Origin of the sequence: Nesterenkonia sandarakina (assembly GCF_003003175.1) — a bacterium.
Classification (GTDB): domain Bacteria; phylum Actinomycetota; class Actinomycetes; order Actinomycetales; family Micrococcaceae; genus Nesterenkonia; species Nesterenkonia sandarakina_A.
The window spans coordinates 1-16,639 of record NZ_PVTY01000027.1; the positions used below are offsets into that span (position 1 = coordinate 1).

Annotated in this window: 15 protein-coding genes; 8 read left to right on the plus strand and 7 right to left on the minus strand. The window is 64.2% G+C overall.

From position 1 onward, the window contains the following. Positions 1–659 precede the first annotated feature (659 nt). Positions 660–1,382: a response regulator transcription factor gene (locus tag BCL67_RS14090; RefSeq protein WP_058889634.1), complete on the plus strand. Its 723-nt coding sequence runs from the start codon at positions 660–662 to the stop codon at positions 1,380–1,382. Further along, a complete protein-coding gene (locus BCL67_RS14095) occupies positions 1,379–2,515 on the plus strand; it encodes a sensor histidine kinase (RefSeq protein ID WP_058889633.1) in 1,137 nt (378 codons plus the stop codon). The genes BCL67_RS14090 and BCL67_RS14095 overlap by 4 nt, the downstream gene beginning before the upstream one ends. Before the next feature lie 92 nt (positions 2,516–2,607). Here the strand turns inward: BCL67_RS14095 and BCL67_RS14100 are convergent, their stop codons facing one another. Beyond that, positions 2,608–3,783, minus strand: coding sequence for a heparan-alpha-glucosaminide N-acetyltransferase domain-containing protein (locus tag BCL67_RS14100; protein ID WP_232301831.1), 1,176 nt, complete (start codon positions 3,781–3,783; stop codon positions 2,608–2,610). A 455-nt stretch (positions 3,784–4,238) separates the two neighbouring features. Between BCL67_RS14100 and BCL67_RS14105 the strand changes: the two genes are divergently transcribed. The 4 genes from BCL67_RS14105 to BCL67_RS14120 all read left to right on the plus strand — a co-directional run bounded on the left by BCL67_RS14105 (position 4,239) and on the right by BCL67_RS14120 (position 8,554). Next, on the plus strand, positions 4,239–4,511 hold the full coding sequence (locus tag BCL67_RS14105; RefSeq protein WP_106124049.1) for an SHOCT domain-containing protein: 273 nt from the start codon (positions 4,239–4,241) through the stop codon (positions 4,509–4,511). Beyond that, complete coding sequence (locus tag BCL67_RS14110; RefSeq protein ID WP_106124050.1) at positions 4,508–5,992, plus strand: multicopper oxidase family protein; 1,485 nt, start codon at positions 4,508–4,510, stop codon at positions 5,990–5,992. Before BCL67_RS14105 ends, BCL67_RS14110 begins: the two co-directional genes overlap by 4 nt. A gap of 37 nt (positions 5,993–6,029) precedes the next feature. After that, positions 6,030–7,394 carry an APC family permease gene (locus BCL67_RS14115; protein ID WP_058889629.1) on the plus strand — a complete coding sequence of 455 codons (1,365 nt, stop codon included), beginning with the start codon at positions 6,030–6,032 and terminating at the stop codon, positions 7,392–7,394. 752 nt (positions 7,395–8,146) lie between these two features. After that, complete coding sequence (locus BCL67_RS14120) at positions 8,147–8,554, plus strand: four-helix bundle copper-binding protein (RefSeq protein WP_181256037.1); 408 nt, start codon at positions 8,147–8,149, stop codon at positions 8,552–8,554. A gap of 199 nt (positions 8,555–8,753) precedes the next feature. Here the strand turns inward: BCL67_RS14120 and BCL67_RS14125 are convergent, their stop codons facing one another. Then, positions 8,754–10,931: a copper-translocating P-type ATPase gene (locus BCL67_RS14125; protein WP_106124052.1), complete on the minus strand. Its 2,178-nt coding sequence runs from the start codon at positions 10,929–10,931 to the stop codon at positions 8,754–8,756. 139 nt (positions 10,932–11,070) lie between these two features. Next, on the minus strand, positions 11,071–11,397 hold the full coding sequence (locus BCL67_RS14130) for a heavy-metal-associated domain-containing protein (protein WP_106124053.1): 327 nt from the start codon (positions 11,395–11,397) through the stop codon (positions 11,071–11,073). Positions 11,398–11,598: 201 nt separating this feature from the next. Here BCL67_RS14130 and BCL67_RS14135 point away from each other — a divergent pair, with 201 nt between their 5' ends. Beyond that, positions 11,599–12,477, plus strand: coding sequence for a F510_1955 family glycosylhydrolase (locus BCL67_RS14135; protein ID WP_106124054.1), 879 nt, complete (start codon positions 11,599–11,601; stop codon positions 12,475–12,477). Positions 12,478–12,560: 83 nt separating this feature from the next. Here BCL67_RS14135 and BCL67_RS14140 read toward each other — a convergent pair whose 3' ends face one another. From BCL67_RS14140 to BCL67_RS14150, 4 genes are all read right to left on the minus strand, one after another. Next, positions 12,561–13,190: a DUF305 domain-containing protein gene (locus BCL67_RS14140; RefSeq protein WP_106124055.1), complete on the minus strand. Its 630-nt coding sequence runs from the start codon at positions 13,188–13,190 to the stop codon at positions 12,561–12,563. A gap of 153 nt (positions 13,191–13,343) precedes the next feature. Beyond that, on the minus strand, positions 13,344–13,466 hold the full coding sequence (locus BCL67_RS15270) for a DUF418 domain-containing protein (RefSeq protein ID WP_146131189.1): 123 nt from the start codon (positions 13,464–13,466) through the stop codon (positions 13,344–13,346). A 101-nt stretch (positions 13,467–13,567) separates the two neighbouring features. Further along, positions 13,568–14,590 carry a C40 family peptidase gene (locus BCL67_RS15870; protein ID WP_258175101.1) on the minus strand — a complete coding sequence of 341 codons (1,023 nt, stop codon included), beginning with the start codon at positions 14,588–14,590 and terminating at the stop codon, positions 13,568–13,570. A gap of 540 nt (positions 14,591–15,130) precedes the next feature. Further along, positions 15,131–15,730, minus strand: a complete 600-nt coding sequence (locus tag BCL67_RS14150; RefSeq protein WP_106124056.1) for a hypothetical protein — start codon at positions 15,728–15,730, stop codon at positions 15,131–15,133. Between the two features lie 490 nt (positions 15,731–16,220). Here BCL67_RS14150 and BCL67_RS16030 point away from each other — a divergent pair. Then, positions 16,221–16,639: helix-turn-helix domain-containing protein (locus tag BCL67_RS16030; RefSeq protein ID WP_219886539.1), on the plus strand; the 419-nt coding region annotated here is incomplete at its 3' end.

Sequence of the window (16,639 nt, forward strand, 5' to 3'; positions counted from 1 at the left end):
ACCTGGCAACACGCTTCGCCGCCGCCCGGCGGGTGATGGAGCTAACGGAGGCGTTGGCGGTGCCGCTGATGATGGCCACCCTCGCCCTGGTCGCGGTCGTCGGCACGGTCACCTAGGTCCGGCTCCTCCCTCGCCTGGTTCCTCAGCCTCCGCTGCCCGCACCCAAGAACCACCCCGCTGCGGAAGTTCCAGCAGAGGCCCCCTATAGGCGGCACCGACGTAGGTTCCGTGGCCCCTGCTGATCACTCAGGCGACGACCCGTGCGCCATTTAACTCCGAAAAATCGCCGCCATTTATCTACGAAAATCACACCCAGAGTTTGTACGGGCTGGTTTTGGGGTGGGGGAGTGCACGGTGAGCGACCGGCTTACGGGCGCCGACGTGTGCACGAGAACAAGCTAACCCTGAGCGGTTCAGGTTTACGGTATGTAGACATGCTGCGGGTTCTAGCGGTGGTTGTGGCGGGTCGTGAACGGGATATGGGAAGCCAGTGGGCAGTGCTGACGAAGCTTGGAAGGATTGCCGATTAGACGACCCCCCGGGTGTGACCATGCTAATTACCATCGCTGGGAAGTGAGAGCCACGGCGGAGTTGTCCGGGCACGGCCCGCGTCAGGTCCCAGGCCGAACGCGTGGTCCCACCTCGATCAAGGAGCACCGATGAACCCAGCACAGACCGGTCGGATCCTCGTGGTCGACGACGAAGTCGATCTGGCCCGGCTGATAGAGGGGTATCTGCACAAAGCAGGATTGGATGTCGCGGTGCGCCATGACGGCACCGAAGCGGTCGCCGCGGTGCGCGACTTCGACCCGGACGTGGTGGTGTTAGATCTGGGACTGCCCGGCATCGACGGGATCGAGGTGTGTCGGCAGGTGCGCACCATTTCGGACTGCCACGTGCTGATGCTCACCGCCCGGGATGATGAGATCGACAAGATCATCGGGCTCTCGGTAGGGGCTGACGACTACGTGACCAAGCCCTTCAGCCCCCGGGAGCTCGTCGCCCGGGTCCAGGCCATGCTGCGCAGAGCCCGCACCCACGACACGGAAGCACTCACCGCGCCGGATGCTCCAGGTCAGAAGCTCGTGATCGAGGACTTGGTGGTTGATGAGGCAGCCCGCAGAGTGCAGCTGGGAGGCGAACCGGTGGCGCTGACCCGGATCGAGTTTGATCTGCTGGTGTCTCTAGCTACTCACCCGCACCAGGTGTTATCCCGGGCTCAGCTGGTGGAGCTGGTCTGGGACACCGCTTGGACCGGGGAGGATCATCTAGTAGATGTCCACATCGGACGCATCCGGAAGAAGCTCAGCGATGATGCCTCTGACCCAAGGTTCATCCACACCATCCGTGGGGTCGGGTACCGGATGGGCACTGGCCGATGAGCTCCATTCAAAACGACCGCGTGTGGTCATGGGGCCCGCTGACGGTCCGGCTGATGCTGGCCCAGACCGCAGTGCTGGTGATCGGGTTGATCATCGTGGTGGCCACCGCTGTGCTCGTGGGGCCCTCCATGTTCTACCACGAACTTGTCGAGGCCGGTCACGCCTATGAAGCCACCGGGCTGGTCCACCTCGAAGATGCCTTCCGCTCGGTGATTCTGACCGCTCTGGTCATCGGCGGGCTGCCAGCCTTGTTCATCGCCGGGCTGCTCAGCTTCTACCTCTACCGCACCATCGGCCGTTCCCTGTCCTCCTTCAGCACCGCCGCCAAGGAAGTTGCTGCTGGCAACTACGAGGTCGACGTCACCTCCACGAAGCTGGGCCCGGAGTTCGACTCTCTAGCGACTTCCTTCAACGACATGGCTACCAGACTCGCCGCCGTAGACAACACTCGGCGTCAACTATTGGCCGATCTGGCCCATGAGATGCGCACCCCCTTGGCCAGCCTCAAGGGCCATCTGGAGGGGATCGAAGACGGGGTCGTGGAGTGGGATGCCCGGACGATCGGGATCTTCAACGCGCAGATCGCCCGCATGGAACGCCTCGCTCGTGATATCCGGCAGCTCACCGCCGACGAGGAGGCCACGGCCAAGCTGCAGCTCACCCTCCAGGACCCGGGTGCGTTGGCCGCTCAGGCGGTCGCGGCCATCGAGCCCGCCGCAGCGGACAAGAACATCACGGTGGCAGCCAGCAGCGCCGGCCCGCTTTCAACACCAGTGCCGTTGGATCCGGAACGCATGGGTCAGGTGCTGGGCAATCTGCTGGAGAACGCTTTGGGCCACACACCGCCCGGAGGTGCCATCACCGTGCACACCGAAAACACACCAGACGCGGTCACCATCACCGTCACCGACACCGGGGAAGGCATCAGCCCTGAGAACCTTCAGAATGTCTTCGCGCGCTTCTACCGCGTCGAGACTGGCCGTGAAGCCCACCGCGCAGGCTCAGGGCTGGGGCTGGCGATCAGCAAATCCCTGGTCGAAGCCCAAGGCGGAACCCTGGAGGCGACCAGCGACGGGCTCGGTCACGGAGCCAGTTTCCACATCCGGATTCCCCGCACCCCAGCCCCGCAGTAAATCGGGGCACCCTTCACGCGTCTCACGGGCCGCCCCGCCACTGGGACGCATGTGCCGGAGCAGGGTGTCCTCCGTGTTGCAGACGCGGGGGCTCAGGTCTGGCTGCCCCGACCACCGGCGACGTTTCGAGATTGACCTTCAGCTCCGGACACCAACCGTCGAGTGCCCTTCGCGCTGGTGCTGACCACCTTCTCCAACGGCCCCTGCCCCAGCGACCGTTGCCACACCACCGCAAATAGGGCTGCCGCGACCAGGTGGATCAGGAACCACAGGTAGGGCTGGCTGTAGTGGACCTCGGCCGAGAGGGCCACCAGGTGGGCGGTGTACAGGGTGAAGGTCATCGCGCCCATCGCGGAGAGAGGCAACAACCATTTGCCGACCTTGGGAGCAATCAGTAGGAACACTCCCAGCACGGTCAGGCTCACCCCGAGGCTGGCCATGATCGCCAACGGAGTGTTGGTGTGTGGTGTGGTGATCGCCAACCACCACCCGGTCGAGGCCGGCAACGAGTCCGGGCCCCAGGTCAGGACCTGATCTAGCTCGTACTCACTCATCCCGGAAGCACTCAGCAGCCGCTGGTACCCACCGAAGGCGTAAAGCAGGATGGATGACGTGAAGTACGCGAAGATCGTCAGCCCCACTCCCACGACCAACACCCGGACCTGCAACGCGGTCTCCCGCAGATTCAGTCGACCCAGCCCCAGACCGACCAGCAGATACGCCATGTAAGGCAGCGCCGGGTAGGTACCGGTGAGCAGCAGCTGAGAAGCGATCGCCCCGGGCTCGGTCACCATGTCGATGAACGTGGGGTTATACGAGCTCCACGCAGGCAGTTCGCTAGCAAGATTCTGCATGAGCACAGGGGACACGATCCCAAACACCGCCGCCGAGGCGAAGAGCGCCTTCGGGCCCATGTGCAGGAACGGGATCGCCAGAAGAAAGAACATCCCGTAGTAGACCAAGATGCTGTAGGCCGGAGGGTCTTGCGGCATCAGAGTTCCGATCCACAGACCAACGACTGCGATCAGCAGTGCCCGCACGACGAGCCCCACCCGATCGGCTGCCATCCTCCTACCCTGATGCGGGTTCCGGCCGCCGGAAGTCAGCGCAAGACCCACCCCGGCCAGCAGCGCGAACAACGCCGCCGAGTCCCCGGAAAACAGCCGCCAGGACCAGCTGGCCTCCCCGGTCTCCTCATTCCACGCCGGCAACAGATGGATGGCCATGAGCCCCACCAGAGCCAGCCCGCGTGCCGCATCGATGCCCACCAACCGGGTCGTAGACCGTACAGAAGCATTCTCGGTGGCCCCCGCTCCACTTCCTGATGTTCTACTCATGTCTTGTGCCCCTTCCTTTCCGTCCCGTAAGGGAGCGTGAAGCCTGCGCCCAATGGTCGTCGCTGTGGTCCCGGAGTGCCGGGATGGTACTGGTTCCAGAGTGTCTGCTGCACTTAGAGCGCAGGTCGCAGGATCCTCAAGATTTGATGAAGACTCCAGGGGTCAGCGGCAAAGGGTGCCACCATTAGGACTGACATCACAAAGCAGTAAAAAGGGGAGCTCACAGTGCGGCCGCCTCCGGAGGTCGCCACGAGAAAGTTCGGTCGAGATGGAGCGGATGTTCCAAGAACTGTCAGAGGATATTTGCTCGCCCCATCGCGCGGTGTCATCACATGCGTGCCGCGTCCGGCAGAGGGCGATGAGTCGATCGACGAAGGAGGACCGTGATGATGTGGGACACCGGAATGGGAGCGGGAATGGGCTGGATGTGGCTCTTCTGGATCCTGCTGATCGTGGGAACGGTGGTGCTGGTGGTCGTGCTTGTGAAGGCCTTCACCGGCGGTTCCACCGACGGGAGCCGACAGGGTGGCTCCGCTCCGGCGACGGGGGCGCTCCCGCGCCGGTCCCGACAGATCCTCGAGGAGCGCTACGCGCGCGGGGAGATCAGCACGGAGGAGTACAACGAACGATTGCGGACCCTGGAGGATGGTGACCGGTGAGCCCGCTGACGCGACGGCAGCTGCTGGCCCTGGGTGCGGTCGGGGCCGGTGCCGCGGCCGTGGGCGCGGGCGGGCTGTGGTGGACCAGCAGCCGCGGCGGTGAGACCCTCGGCGGCGATAGGGCGCTGCTGCAGCCCGAGGTGCTGACCAGCCGGGACGGGGTCCTGGACCTGGCCCTGGAGGCCGCCCCCACCCGAGTGCGGATCGGGGCGCGTGAGGCGAGCGTGCAGGCCTTCAACTCCTCGCTGCCCGGACCCACCCTGCGGGTCCGGGGCGGGGACACCCTCCGGGTGGCGATGACCAACGGCCTGGAGGCCCCGACGAACCTGCACGTGCACGGTTTGCACGTGTCCCCCGAGGGCAACGGGGACAACCCCTTCGTGAGCATCGAACCTGGTGAGTCCTTCGACTATGAGTACGTCCTGCCACAGGACCACGCTCCCGGCACCTACTGGTACCACCCGCACAGGCATGGGCACGTGGCCGACCAGATCGCGGCAGGGCTCTACGGGGCCATCGTCGTCGAGGATCCGGATCCTGTCCCCGTGGCCCGGGAGCGCGTCCTGGTCGTCTCAGACATCACCTTGGACGGCTCCGGCAACCTCACCGAGGTCTCCCCGCCGCAGCGGATGATGGGCCGGGAGGGTGAGACCGTGCTGGTCAACGGCCAGGTCCGTCCTGAGGCCGCCGCGGCACCGGGGGAGCGGGAGCTGTGGCGGGTCGTCAACGCCTGCCCTTCCCGGTATCTGCACCTGACCCTGGACGGGCAGGGGCTACGAGTGCTGGGCCGAGATGTCGGTCGGATGCCCGAGCCGGTGGAGATAACCGAGGTGACGCTGGCCCCCGGCAACCGCGTGGAGCTGCTGGTGGACACCCGCGAGGGGACCTCCACGCTTCGCACCGCCCCGGTGGACCGCGGGAGCATGGGCGGCATGATGGGCGGGGACACACCCGGAGACGGCCCCGGCGACGACGAGCCGATCGACCTGCTCATCCTCGAGGTCACCGGGGATCCGGCCGGGGAGCCCGGGCCCGTGCCCGCGGGCACGGCCCTGCGGGATCTGCGCGATGAGCCGGTCGGCGCCCGACGCACCATTGACTTCGCCATGGACATGGGGATGGGTGGGATGGGAGGAATGGGCGGTCCCGGGGGGATGATGTCCTTCACGATCGACGGGCGCGAGTTCGACGCCGAGCGGACTGACCAGCGGGCCCAGGTGGGCACCGTGGAGGAGTGGACCCTGACCAACTCCAGTCCCATGGATCACCCGATGCACCTACACGTGTGGCCCATGCAGGTCATGAGCGAAGATGCCCGCGACGTCTCCGGACCGCGGTGGCAGGACGTGGTCAACATCCCGGCCTTCGGGGAGGTGACGGTCCGAGTGGCCTTCGAGGACTTCGGCGGCCGCACCGTCTACCACTGCCACATCCTCGACCACGAGGACCTCGGCATGATGGGCACCATCGAGGTCAGCTGACACCGCGGAACACCGCGCCGGACCACATAGGAGAAGCATGACTCACGACGAGGCGCACGAACACCAGACGGACAGGCAGCAGCAAGGCGGGCAGCAGCTGTCCCTGACGGGGTCCGTCGCCCTGGGAACAGGGGTGATGATCGGCGCGGGGATATTCGCGCTGATCGGTCAGGTGGCGGAGCTGGCCGGCGGTTGGGTCCCCTGGGCCTTCCTGGCCGGCGCCGTCGTCGTGGGGTTCAGCTCCTACTCCTACATCAGGTATTCCATGGCGAACCCCTCCTCGGGCGGGATCGCGATGCTACTCAAGGCGGCCTACGGTCCTGGAGTCATCGCTGGTTCATTCTCACTGTTCATGTATGTCTCGATGGTTCTGGCGCAGTCCCTGTTAGGCCGTACATTCGGTAACTACGCGTTGCGGCCCTTCGAGATGCAGGACTCCTTGCTGTGGGTCCCAGTCCTGGCAGTCCTGGCCATAGTGGGAGCGGCGCTGGTAAACGTCGTGGGCAACCGCTGGGTGGAACGCTCCGCGTCCGTCACCGCGGCAATCAAGATCATCGGCATTGCGGTGCTGGCGATCGCGGGACTGTTCGCCGCAGGCGTGTCCTCCCTGGGACGGCTGGTCTCCCCAGAGAGTGCAACACCGGATCAGGGGTGGTTGGGCTTCCTCGCCGGGGTCACCCTGTGCATCCTGGCTTACAAGGGCTTCACCACCATCACCAATCAGGGCGGTGACCTGAAAGACCCGAAGCGCAATCTCGGCCGGTCGATCGTCATCTCGATCTCACTGTGCACAGTGCTCTACCTGCTCATCACCGTCGCCGTCACCGGCAGCCTCAGCGTGCCGCAGATCATCGAGGCACGCGACTACGCGCTGGCCGAAGCGGCAGAACCACTGTTCGGGGCGTGGGGCGTGGGGCTCACCGTGGTCGTCGCAGTGGTGGCCACCGTATCGGGACTGATCGCGAGCCTGTTTGCAGTCTCCAAGCTCTACGACATGCTCCGCGATATGGGCCAGGTGCCGGGGTTGCCCGGCAGGCGCGAACACCAGTCGTTGCTCATCACCGCCGGGCTGGCGATCGTGATGGCGGCGCTGTTCGACCTCTCCCAGATCGCCGCGCTGGGGGCCATCCTTTATCTCTGCATGGACATTGCGATCCACTACGGCATCCTCCGCCATCTCAAGGAAGAGGTGAAAGCGAAGGTCTGGATCCCGTGGGTGGCCATCGTGCTCGACGTCGCGGTGCTCGTGCCGTTCCTGATCCTCAGGGGGTCCTCGGACCCGTTCACGTTGGTGGTCACAGCCGTGGTGGCGGCGCTCATCATCCTGGCCCAATGGGTCATCGTCCGACGTCGGAGGGAGGACTCCGACAACGACGAGCAGGAGAGTGAACAGCTGCGTTGACGGACTGCTAGCTGATCGAGGACATCGAAGCAGGCTCAGTCCCCACCGCCGAAGAGACAGAAGCCGTCCAGTTCCCGACTACCACGAGTCCCCAGCTCTCCCATGTCCCAGACTGAAAGCGAGTGTCCGGGACCTTCTCCAGGGACCGGACGAAAGGCTACCTCGAGTTGAATAGCGCAACCGCACGAAATTCGCCCGTCGAAGAAACCCGGCTCGACGGAGAGCTGTTTCAATCAGCGCTGGATGATGTAGCACAGCACCTCGCCACCCGATTATCTGTCCAAGGGGATTCAAACCGCGAGATTCTCGAACACTTCGCCAGCGATAGTGGGCATGCCGGTTGAAACTGTCTGGGCGCTCGTCGTGATGGGCGCCCAGGGTGAGCCGATCAAGCGCGCTGGGTCGGTTCTACGGCGCACCACAGGAAGACCTGGGCAGGACGTAACACCCGACATTCGGCCCAACTGCAGAGACTTGTGCGGACGGTGAGCCCCGCCCCACGGACATCCTTAACCCGGCATCTGCGTAAGCCGTTACCGTTGCGCGGTCGGCGCCTTGTCCTCGACCCCGGAGTGGATCTTCCTCGGAACAGACGTGCGGACACTCGGGGAGAGCTGGTTCAGTCGTTGGCCATGTCATTTGCAGGACCTGCGCGGGTTCAAAAACGCGGGTAGCAGCAGTAGCCTCATATCCACTGGCGCCGTGCCGGCCGAGGTTCATGGCAAGCGCCCCACAGCGACGAGAGGAACATCATGTCTCACGTGAGGTCCATGCTTCAGGCTCATCCCAAGGGAGATCTCGGAATCGATCAGGAGAAGCTCGCGGCGTGTATTGCAGCGTGTTTTGAATGTTCCCAGACCTGCACGGCGTGCGCTGATGCTTGTCTCAGTGAACCGATGGCTGGTGACTTGGTGACGTGCATCAGCACAGACCAAGATTGTGCCGATATTTGCCTGACAACTGGTCGGATCCTGACTCGTCTCACCGGGCAGAACAAAGACGTGGTCCGTACGATGTTGCAGGCCTGCCGAGAGGCATGCCGAGCCTGTGCCCAGGAATGCGAGGAACACGCCGAGATGCACGAGCACTGCCGCTTGTGCGCAGAGGCTTGTCGGAGCTGCGAGGCGGCATGCGACGAACTCCTCAGTGCACTGGGGTAGACCCGCCAGCGCACCGAGGCAGACCGGCCCGGGCCAGAGGCACAAGCTCGTCCCGGGATCGGTCGCCCACCCACGCTCCCGCTATCTGACAGGCGGCGCCTTGGAGCATCCATATCCAGAAATGCTGTCGGTTGCGGTAAAGATGTCCCAGCCTCTCCGTGCCGGCTCTCTAGCGGAGTCGACTGGGTGATGGTCGACCTCAGGAAGCGGGGGCGGAGACCGCTGCGCGCGGCTGTGGATCTGAGGCGCTTTCGTCACGCGCCTCGGTGGCGGCCAGGTGTGCAGGGTTGAGGTCGATGCGTCGCAGGAGTTGGGCGTTGAGCGCCACCACAATGGTCGACACCGACATCAGCACCGCACCAACGGCGGGGGAGAGCACAAACCCGACGGGTGCGAGCACCCCAGCCGCCAGGGGAACTGCCACGACGTTGTAACCAGCAGCCCATACGAGGTTCTGGACCATCTTGGTGTAGCTGGCCCGGGAGAGCTCGATCATGGAGAGCACCGCTCGAGGGTCGTTGCTGGCAAGGACGACTCCGGCGGATTCCATGGCTACATCGGTGCCGCCGCCGATGGCGATGCCAACCTCAGCCCGGGCCAGGGCGGGGGCATCGTTGACACCGTCTCCGACCATGGCCACGGTGTTGCCGCGTTCCTGCAGCTGGGCGACCTTGGTGTCCTTGTCCTGGGGCAAGACCTCGGCGAAGACTTCATCGATACCCAGCTCAGCACCTACGGCCTGGGCGACCTGGTTCGCGTCCCCGGTGATCATGGCGACCTTCACCCCACGGGCCTGAAGGGCCGCCACAGCGGCCCGAGATTCGGGCCTGACCTTGTCCTCCAGTGCCAGTGCCCCGATGACCTCGCCGTCGGCGAGAACATGAAGGACACCAGCACCACGTTCAGTCCAGGCCTGGGTGTGCTCAGCGACCTCGGAGGGGATGGCCACGTTCTGCTCCCGGAGCATGTTGGGCCCGCCGACGGTGATCTCCGTGCCGTCGACGGTGGCTGTGACACCGCGGCCGGAGGTGGAGCTAAACCCGGTCCCACGCAGACCTAGATCTTTGGCTTCCGCATGATCCCCGGCGGCGGTGACAATCGCTCGAGCCACCGGGTGCTCACTGTCGGCCTCCGCCGCCGCGGCGTAGGCCAACAGGCGCCCCTCGCTGGTCCCGGCAGCTGCAATGGTGCCGGTCACGGCATGAGCGCCCTCGGTGAGTGTCCCGGTCTTGTCGAAGAGCACGACGTCGATGGTGCGCATCCGTTCCAGCGCCAGCCGGTCTTTGATCAGCACTCCGGAGCGGGCTGCCCGTTCGGTGGAGATGGCGGTGACCAGCGGGATGGCGAGCCCCAGGGCGTGGGGGCAGGCGATGACCAACACGGTGACCGTGCGCACCACCGCGTCATCGGGGTTGCCGAGGATGGTCCAGGCAATGGCAGTGAGGATTCCTGCGGCCAGTGCGAACCAGAACAACAGGGCGGCGGCGCGGTCTGCCAAGGCCTGGGCCCGGGAGGAGGATGCCTGGGCATCGGCGACCATCCGCTGGATACCAGCCAGAGTGGTGTCTTCTCCGACGGCCCCGACTCGGACGCGCACAGCGCTGTCGGTGGCTACCGTGCCCGCGACCACGGTGTCGCCGACCTCGCGGGAGACCGCCTGGGACTCTCCGGTGATCATGGACTCGTCGAATGCGGCCGCACCCTCGGTGATCGTCCCATCGGCTGGAACCCTGGCTCCGGAGCGAACCAACACGATGTCATCGACGGCCAATTCGGCGATGGAAACGGTGGTGGTCTCGTCATCGACAATTTTTTCTGCCTCATCGGGCAGAAGTTCAGCCAAAGCGTCCAGGGCGGAGGAGGCTGCGCCCAGGGCGCGCATCTCCATCCAGTGCCCCAGCAGCATGATGACCACCAGCAGGGCCAGTTCCCACCAGAAGTCGAGGTTGAAGTCCCCGATTCCCAGGGTGGTGACCCAGGACGCGATGAACGCCACGGTGATGGCCATGGCGATGAGCAGCATCATGCCAGGTTGGCGGGACTTCACCTCAGTGAGCCCGCCCTTGAGGAAGGGGGTCCCGCCGTAGAAGAAGATCACGGTGCCCAGAACTGGGGCAATCCAGGTAGCGCCTGGGAACTCGGGGAGGTCATAGCCGAGCAGGTGTCCCACCATGGGGCTGAAGATGACCACCGGGATCGAGAGCACCAGGGAGACCCAGAACTTGTTCTTGAACATCGCCGTGGAGTGCCCGGCATGTTCTCCGTGACTGTGTTTCTGATGGTCCTCGTCAAGGGCCGAATGGGCGTGATCGTCGGGCATGGTCTGTCCGTGGGTCTCGGCGTCAACATGGTCGCCGTGGGGGTGCGAGATGCTCATAGTGTTCCTTCCACTGAGCCCGGGGAATCAGGAGGATGGGAGAGTCAGGAGGTCAAGGGGCTGCGGGAGATTTAGTGCGGGGTGGCCCGATGAGGGCTCAGAACTCAGCGTCCAGAATTCAGCGCCCAGGACTCGGTGCTCAGGACCTGGCCAGGGAGTAACCAGCATCCTCGATCGCAATGCGCACGGCCGCAGAAGTCGGTGAACCGGTCACGGTTGCAGTAGAAACACCGCCGGCCTGCAGATCGATGCGCACATCTTCGACTCCTTCCAGCGACCTGATGGCTTCGATGACCGTGCCGACACAGTGTCCGCAGGTCATGCCTTCCACACCGTAGGAGACGGTCCTGGTCGAGAGCTCCGCAGTGGGAGGTGCTGAAACTTCTCGGTCGTCAGTGGTGGACGGGGCGCAGCAGCTGCAGCCGGTGGAGGCCATCGGCAGGGTCGGGCGGGATTCGGTAGTCATCTCAGTCTCCTTGAATCGACTCGTACGCACGGGTTTCTCTTACCCCATATATATACCCCAGGGGGGTATATGGCAAGAGCGGGTTTTCGTACCCAGCTTCATTGAATCTTCAGGCAACCCGGGCCTGTCACCGGCAGGACCGCCGGTAGAATTGGGGGTCGATCTGCTCGGCAAATCCGCGGTATGAACAGGAAAGGCTGTATGACGACCTTGACCCGAAGGCTCCTGCTCACAGGAGGACTCGGCCTGCTTGGGGCCGGTGCTGTCACAGCTTGCGCCGGACCTGATTCCTCGGAGGGGACCGACGCCGGCTCAGGACCCCAGGACGGTGCAGATTCCCAGGACGACGATGCGGTCGGTCATGTCCACGGCATCGTCCGTGATCCCTCCGACGGAGTGGTGGTGCTGGCTACCCACTTCGGTCTGTTCCGCGTCCTAGAGGGTGAGCTGGTCTCGGTGGGTCCCACTGTTGATCTGATGGGATTCACACTCGCCTCAGGCGGTCGCTACCTGGCTTCAGGCCACCCAGGAGCTGGATCAGACCTGCCGGAACCTGTCGGGCTGATCGAATCCACCGATCAGGGAGAGAGCTGGAATGTACTCTCTCGAGGCGGGGAATCAGACTTCCACGCCCTGACCGCTGGCGCTGATCGTATCGTCGGCTTCGACGGAGAGCTGCGCGTCAGCACAGACGGTGAAAACTGGGAGACGCTGGCGATCCCGGCCCCACCGGCAGCCCTTGCCATGGCGCCAGGGACGGGGGAGATCGCCGCAGCCACCGAATCCGGGCTGCTGCTCTCCACCGATGGCGCCAGCTGGGAGACCATTGAGGCCCCGGGGTTGATCTCGCGTGTGGCCTGGGCTGATGAGACCACGATCGTCGGGTCCGCTACTGATGGGCGACTGTTCACCAGCCGCGACTCCGGGCAGAGCTGGAGTGCCAGTGAGGAGCCGGTGGGCGAGGTCGTGGCCCTCGGCGCTGGCCTCACCGAAGACGGTTCAGTGGAAGCGCTGTTAGTCGTGGACTCCACTGTGCTGCGCACCGTGGATGGTGGAAACACCGTCGAACAGCTGGCCTGACGCGAGCCGAGAAGAACCCGACAAAGAGAGGGCCCTGCCGGTATGCAGCTACATCCCGGCAGGGCCCTCTCTTCTTCGGTTGGTCAGAGTTCTTCGAGCATGGTTTCCATCTCGTCGATCTCGGCCTGCTGGTCCGAGATGATGGTCTCCGAGAGCTCCAGGGCCTCGGGGTTCTCCCCGTTCTCCAGGTGATCTTCGGCGGAGGACACCGCACCTTCATGGTGGGCGATCATCTGCTCCAGGAACAACCTGGATGCTTCAGTGCCGGTGGCGCTCTCCAGCTCACTGAGGTCATCCTCGCTCATCATGCCTTCCATGTCCGACATGCCCTCCATGTCCCCGTCGCCGTGGTCCATGCCTTCCATGTCGCCCTCACTGGTGCCCTCTTCACCCCAGGCTTCAAGCCAGGATTCCATCTGCTCGATCTCAGGGCCCTGGGCCTCTCTGATGTCTTCGGCAAGGGTCGAGACTTCGGTCTCGATGTCGTCTTTCTCCAGCACAATCTCTGACATCTCCACGGCCTGGGCGTGATGCATGACCATCCCGGAGATGTACTCGACGTCTGCCTCGTTGTGCTGCTCCGAGACCTCTTCTGTGCTCTGTGTAGTGTCAGGGGCAGACTCGCTGGGCTCTTCATCGGATGTTCCGCAGCCGGTCAGTGCTGCCGCGAGAGCGAATGCTCCCAGAGTCGCGGTGAAAGTCTTCGTCGTCATGAGATCCTCCGGTGTCAGGCGGTTTTCGGGTTCAGGAGAGTCAACCTCGCGAGGTGTCTCACCCATGCCGGGGACAGGCGATCTTCAACGAACCTTCATCAAGTACAAGGCTCTTCTTCGCAGGCCAGACCGGATCAGGCCGGAGAGACTTGATCAGGGGGTGGGGCGTCGAAGCTCGGGCGCCCGCAACAACACCTCGAGAGGGCCCCGGTTGAACCGGGCGCGCCAGAGCGAGGCGAAGACCATCAGCACGGAGACCTTGCTGGTCTCATTCACTCACTCCAAGTTCGTGAACCTGGTAGCCGCAGGGCGCGATCCCTGTGAGGATCGCGCCCTACGGCCGAGGTTTCTACTGCACCGCCGAGGCGGCGGAAGCGTCAGTTCGCGCTGAGGTACATGGTGTTGGTCCAGTACGGGGAGTTCAGCGGGTACTGGATGGTGCCCACGCGGGGGTTATTGGCGCCGATGAGCTGGCCGTTGCCCACGTAAATGGCGGCGTGGCTGCCACCGTTCTGGATGACGATGTCGCCCGGGGAGGGCGAGGAGACCTGGCGCATTGAGGCCATCATGCCGTAAGTGGTGCGCGGCAGCGATTCGCCGGCCTGGTTGTAGGCCCAGTTGATGAAGCCGGAGCAGTCCCAACCCGAAGACGGTGAAGTGCCACCGAGGACGTAGGGGTTGCCGAGACCTGCATAGGCGGCGCCCACGATCGAGCCGTTGCCGCCGCTGGAAGCGGCCGGGGCCTCTTCCTGTGCGGGGGAGGTTGAGGCGACCTGGGTGTTGCCCTGCGACTGCTGGCCGGTGTTGGCTTGCGAAGTCCGCTGGCCGGTGCTGCTCTGAGCCTGCCCGGTGTTTCCACCCTGCTGGCCGGTGTTGGACCAACCGGTGTTTCCGGTGCTGGACTGCTGCTCCTGCGGTGCGGGATCAGTCTGCTGCGCAGGAGCTTCCGGCTCGGTTGGCATCGGCATGGAGGCGGTGACGGCCTCTTCCACCTCTTCCACCACTGGGGTGGGCTCAGGTGCTGGCTCCGGCTCCGGCTCAGGTGCGGGCTCTGGTGCCGGTGCGGCTTCCACCACTGGAGCAGGCTCCGGTGCGGGGGTGGAGGTGACCACCGGACGGTCGAACGAGAGCTCGACGTCGCTGGATGCGGTCACGGCCACTGCGGAGGTGGTGCTGGCGCGCTCCACGCTGAGACCGGATGCGGTCACGTCCAAGGTGGTGACCTCGGGGGTGCTGATGTCGGTGCCGGCGTTCGCGGCAACTCCTGAGGAGAGCACGAGGCCGGATGCGGCGACGGCGGCTGCCGCACCTCGTCCGACGGTGCCGGCGTTGGATGCCACGGCCTTTGCCAATGAGGGCTTGGCCTGGCGGCGCCGGTCACGGCGTGAGACGAAAGTCATGTCTGTCACTTCTCTGGAAACCTCTCCCTGTAGTTGCGGGGCCGCCTAAGTGAAGCGCGAGCCGGGAAGCTCACGTTCTTCAGGTCTCGATCGACCGCGATGCCCCGCACCCTGCCTTGCGGTAGTTTCTGCGGAACAGCTCCGGTCAGCGGCAGGAGAAGAATCTGACTGGAGGCGCTGCGACTTCGGACATCGGTCGCAGGCGCGACTACGAAGTTATAACAGATCGATAACAAATGTCACGTTGAGGTAACGACCGGGGCGGGAGCAAATTTATGCAGTGGGACTGGAGCGGACAGCCCACGCGTCTTCTGGATCAGCCAAACAGGTGCCGAGTGGTTATCAGTAGGGCTTTTGAAGTCCTTCCGGGTTGGCGTTTCCGGTTGTGCTGGTCCGGTCCTCGCTTGGAGGCCCTGGCCCCTAAGTGGATACGTGGCGCAAGTGTGGGGACTCAGTTGCCCGTATACCCTGCCCGACTAAAGGCCCGTAAGCCCATCCTCTAACGACGCACCGTCCCCGTGACTCATCGGTTCGCTGGCTTCAGAAGTAGAAGGGCAACTTCTGGTTAGCCTCGACCCGGACGACGTCCAGACGTGGTTCGGTAAGCAACGGGTCGATCATCGCCTGCTCAGCTCCGATGCTGGCCCAGTGGGGATCGACGTCTTGGGTGATGCACCAGGCTCGGTCCTTCGGCCAGATGAACGCGGGAGGCGGCATGGCGCGATCAGTCTTGGCTTGCCAAGAGTCTTCGATCGTTCCGGAGACGAAGTCGGACAGAGAAACCCTGCACAGGTAGTACTCACGACCAGGGACAACCACACGAGGTGCACGAAGGACAAGGTCAGGGAACGAATCCTCGCCCCACCCATCCCAGATCAGCAGATACCCCTCGGAAGGCGAGCCCGTGTGGCGCAGCAGCGAGCCCGCTGCGACGCGGAGTTGCTCCATGTCGGACAGGATGCCACTGGGGCGCCCCACCTCGTTCTCGGACTGACCCTCGTAGGTGGGATCAGGGATGAATCGCAGGCGGGCATATGCCGGGAACCCGGCAGGGCCCATCGTGACCAGTTTCCACCAGTGTTCGTCACTAGTCGCGATCCACTCTGCGGCCGTTAGGTCGCTGCAAGGAAGGAACGTCACCCCTCTATCGTGCCACTGATACACCGCATTGAGTCCGGTGGAAGTATGAGTTCTGGTCAGAGCGCGCCCACATCCGTGCGTTCCCAATCAGAACGCGCACGCTGAGGGATCCTCTACCGTGCGCATCCTTCTCGCAGCCCAGTGCTGCCCGCTTGCTAGCTTCAGGGAGCTCCCAGGCCATGAACACTGCTTGTCCAAGAAGGCTCTCTAGTGTCTTGACTACCTCTTGAAGGTGCGAGTGATTCAGTAGACCCCGCGTCCGGAAATAGTGCTCCCTCACGCTCCGGCCGCGGGGTTTGCGCGTTCCTGGCGTAACCATGCGATCTCAGCGCCGGGCTCGGAGCGCCATCCTCCTTAGCGCCCGTCAAGGCATCCCCAGTCGAAAGTTCTCTATCGCTGCTTCGTGCAGGTGTCTCGCAACTGACGATGAGTGCACGAAGGCGAGTTCAGATGGTGAGCGCAACACCCTGAATTCGGTGGGGTGTTGTGAATGGGTCGACCATGGTCGCCAGCGAATGTCCGTTTAGCGTTCTGGGAAGGACTCCGGGAAGGCTTACCGGTCGCAGCCGCCGCAAGAACAGCAGGGGTGTCGCGACCGACCGCGTACCGGTGGCTGAAGGATGATCGGCAAGTGCTGCCCTCACCGCATCTAGAGTCCTTGAAATCACGCGCTGGCTCGTTGTCTTTACGGGAACGAGAAGAGATCGCTTTCCACTTCGCATCGGGTCACGGGGTGCGAAGCATCGCTGCCAGGGTGGGGCGGGCTCCGTCAACGATCAGCCGTGAGCTCGCAAGAAACCGCCTGAATCACCGGTATCTGCCCTCGATCGCTCAAGAACAAACCTGGGCACGAGCTCGGCGACCGAAACCACGGAAGCTCGACGAGTTAGCGTTGCGGCAACGGGTCGT